At 59.7% G+C, this 3,539-nt stretch carries 3 protein-coding genes; 1 reads left to right on the top strand and 2 read right to left on the bottom strand.

Going from position 1 to position 3,539, the window contains the following annotated elements; translation table 11 throughout:
• Positions 1–1,847: xanthine dehydrogenase family protein molybdopterin-binding subunit (locus NP596_RS20550; RefSeq protein ID WP_256617254.1), on the top strand; the 1,847-nt coding region annotated here is incomplete at its 5' end.
• A 229-nt stretch (positions 1,848–2,076) separates the two neighbouring features.
• Here the strand turns inward: NP596_RS20550 and glyA are convergent.
• Positions 2,077–3,336 carry a serine hydroxymethyltransferase gene (gene glyA, locus NP596_RS20545; protein ID WP_256617253.1) on the bottom strand — a complete coding sequence of 420 codons (1,260 nt, stop codon included), beginning with the start codon at positions 3,334–3,336 and terminating at the stop codon, positions 2,077–2,079.
• Positions 3,337–3,362: 26 nt separating this feature from the next.
• A complete protein-coding gene (locus NP596_RS20540; protein ID WP_256617255.1) occupies positions 3,363–3,536 on the bottom strand; it encodes an MOFRL family protein in 174 nt (57 codons plus the stop codon).
• Positions 3,537–3,539 lie beyond the last annotated feature (3 nt).

The following is a 3,539-nucleotide window of genomic DNA, read 5'->3' as shown; positions in this document are numbered from 1 at the left end:
GGGTGCCGGTGGCCGAGGTGCGCGCGCAGCTGAATCATGTGCTGCATCCCGCCAGCGGCAGAAGCCTAAGTTACGGCGAATTGGCCAAGGCGGCGGCCAAACTGCCGGTGCCGGACCGGGAAACGTTAAAGCTTAAACAGCCGGCGGATTTCCGCTATATCGGCAAGGGCGAACAAGGCATCATAGACGGCTGGAATATAGTCAGCGGCCAGGCGCGGTACGGTATCGATACCGTACTGCCGGACATGTTGCATGCCGTGGTGGCGCGTCCTCCCGTATTGGGCGGTAAAGTGTTGCGATACGACGCCGCCGAAGCGCTGAAGGTACCGGGCGTGGTCAAGGTGGTGGCGCTGAAAAGCAGCCCGCTGCCGGCGGATTTCAATCCCTTGGGCGGCGTGGCGGTGATCGCACGGCATACCTGGGCGGCGATTCAGGGCCGCAAGGCGCTGAAGATCGAATGGGACAACGGCCCGCATGCTGGGTACGATTCCGAAATCTACCGGGCCGAGATGGTGGTTTCCGCGCGCAAGCCCGGCAAGGTGGTGCGCAATCAGGGCGATGTCGATGCTGGGCTGGATGGTGCCGCGCAGCGATTATCGGCGGAATATTACGCGCCGCATCTGGCCCAGGCACCGATGGAACCGCCGGCCGCCGCTGTGCGGATCGTCAACGGCCATTGCGAAGTCTGGGCCTGTACCCAAGCGCCGCAACTGACGCGGGAACGGGTCGCCAAATGGTTGAATCTGCCGGAGGACAACGTCACCGTTAACGTCACGCTATTGGGCGGCGGGTTCGGGCGTAAATCCAAACCCGATTACGTGATCGAAGCGGCCCTGTTGTCGCAAGCCATGCGCGGCCAAGCGGTGAAAGTGACCTGGACCCGCGAGGACGATTTGCGCCATTCTTATTTTCACACCGTTTCGGTCGAACGGCTGGAGGCGGGACTGGACACCCAGGGCAATACGGTCGCCTGGCTGCATAGAACCGTGGCGCCCAGCATAGGCGCCACCTTCGGGCCGGACAGCAAGCATCAAATGCCGGTGGAGCTGGGGATGGGCGTCGTCAATGTGCCGTATGCCATTCCCAATGTGCGTGTCGAAAATCCCGAGGCGGAAGCGCATACCCGTATCGGCTGGTTTCGCTCGGTGTCCAATATTCCGCGCGCCTTCGCCATCCAGTCGTTCGTGGCCGAATTGGCGGCGGCCGCGGGCCGCGACCACAAAGATTTCCTGCTCGATTTGATCGGCCCTGCCCGGCGCATAGACCCGCGCGATATGAGCGATAGCTGGAACCAGGGCGAATCGCCGGAAACCTATCCCGTAGATACCGGCCGCTTGCGGCGGGTAATCGAGGCGGTGGCGGCCGAGGCCGGCTGGGGACGCGATGTGCCCAAAGGCCACGGTTTGGGCCTGGCGGCGCATTATAGCTTCGTCACCTATGTCGCCGTGGTGGCGGAAGTGGCGGTCGACGAAGCAGGCAAACTCAGCATTCCCCGGGTCGACATCGCCGTGGATTGCGGGCCGCAAGTCAATCCGGAACGCATCCGTTCGCAACTGGAAGGCGCCTGCATCATGGGCGTCAGTCTGGCTACCTTGGGCGAGATCAGTTTCAAGGACGGTGCCGTGGTGCAGGATAACTTCCACGCCTACCAATTGACCCGCATGGATGACTCCCCGCGCGAAATCAGGGTGCATCTGTTGTCGAGCAACGAGTACGACAAACCGCTGGGCGGCATCGGCGAACCCGGCCTGCCGCCGATCGCGCCGGCATTATGCAACGCCATTTTCGCCGCCACCGGCCAGCGGATACGGCAGTTGCCGATTAAGGATCAGCTGCGTAAGGATTGAGGGCTGTGTAAGATCGTAGGCCACATTGCCGCGATAGCGGTTATGTGGCAAACAACTCAGAAATGTCAGGTAACGCTATCGGGCAACCTGACCTACATGGCTGTGTGATTTCACACGACATGGGTGGGCACTGCTTTTCGTGCCCACGCTAATGCGCCGTATGATTAAACACCAACATGCGACGTAATACGGCTAACGTCTATTGCGTCCTAGGTATTGCCGCGTATATTTAAGCTTCCGAATACACCGGAAACCGCGCGCACAATAATTTAACCTTATCGCGCACGGCGGTAATGACGCTTTCGTCGTCCATATTTTCCATCACGTCGCACATCATGCCGGCGATTTCCCGCATTTGGTCTTCCTTGAAACCGCGAGTGGTCGGTGCCGGGGTGCCGACGCGGATGCCGCTGGTGACGAAGGGCGATTGCGGATCGTTGGGTACGGCGTTTTTGTTGACGGTGATATGGGCGCGGCCCAGGGCGGCATCGGCGGCCTTGCCGGTGATGCCCTTGGCGACCAGGGACACCAGCATCAAGTGGTTGTCGGTGCCGCCGGACACGACATCGAAGCCGCGTTGCATGAACACGTCCGCCATGGCCCGGGCGTTTTTCACCACTTGTTGCTGGTAAGTTTTGAAATCGGGGCTCATGGCTTCCTTGAAGGCCACGGCTTTGGCGGCGATCACGTGCATTAGCGGGCCGCCCTGGATGCCGGGGAAGATGTTGGAGTTGATTTTTTTCTCCAATTCCGGATTGCTTTTGCACAAAATCAAACCGCCGCGCGGGCCGCGCAGGGATTTATGGGTGGTGCTGGTAACCACGTCGGCAATCGGCACCGGATTGGGATACTCGCCCGCCGCCACTAAACCCGCAACGTGGGCCATGTCGACCACATAATAAGCGCCTACTTTGTCGGCGATGTCGCGGAAACGTTGCCAGTCCCAGATGCGGGAATAGGCCGAGAAACCGGCGATGATCAGTTTGGGTTTGTGTTCCAGCGCCAGCGCTTCGACTTGTTCGTAATCGATTTCGCCGGTTTGCGGATTCAGGCCGTATTGTATGGCGTTATAGATTTTGCCGGAGAAGTTGGGCTTGGCGCCGTGGGTCAAGTGGCCGCCGTCGGCCAGACTCAGTCCCAAAATGGTGTCGCCCGGTTGAATCAAGGACATGAACACCGCCATGTTGGCTTGCGAACCGGAATGCGCTTGCACGTTGGCGTAATCGGCGCCGAACAGTGCCTTGGCGCGGTCTATGGCCAGTTGTTCGACGATGTCGACATATTCGCAACCGCCGTAATAGCGTTTTTCCGGATAGCCTTCCGCGTATTTGTTGGTCAACAAAGTACCTTGCGCCGCCAATACCCGCGGGCTGGCGTAATTTTCCGAGGCAATCAGTTCGATATGATCTTCCTGGCGGCGGCGCTCCTGTTTGATGGCGTTGGCTAATTCGTCGTCAAAACCGGCTATGGTCATGGATGGGTTAAACATGGTCTCTCCTGGTGAGGGTTTATTCGCTAATAAGGATACAGTAAAAGTATTTGCAGGTCGGCGACATTGGTGCCGGTGGCGCCGGTAACGACCAAGGCATTGGCCGCTTCGAGCGCGGGGTACGAATCGTTGTTGTCCAGCGCGGCTTGCGGGTCGCTGCCGGCGCGGCGCATGCGGTTTAAGCTGCCGCTATCGACGATGCC

The sequence above is a fragment of the Methylomonas rivi genome (assembly GCF_024505165.1).
Classification (GTDB): domain Bacteria; phylum Pseudomonadota; class Gammaproteobacteria; order Methylococcales; family Methylomonadaceae; genus Methylomonas; species Methylomonas rivi.
The sequence above is the reverse complement of the archived record's forward strand: the minus strand, read 5'-3'. Positions and strand labels throughout refer to the sequence as shown.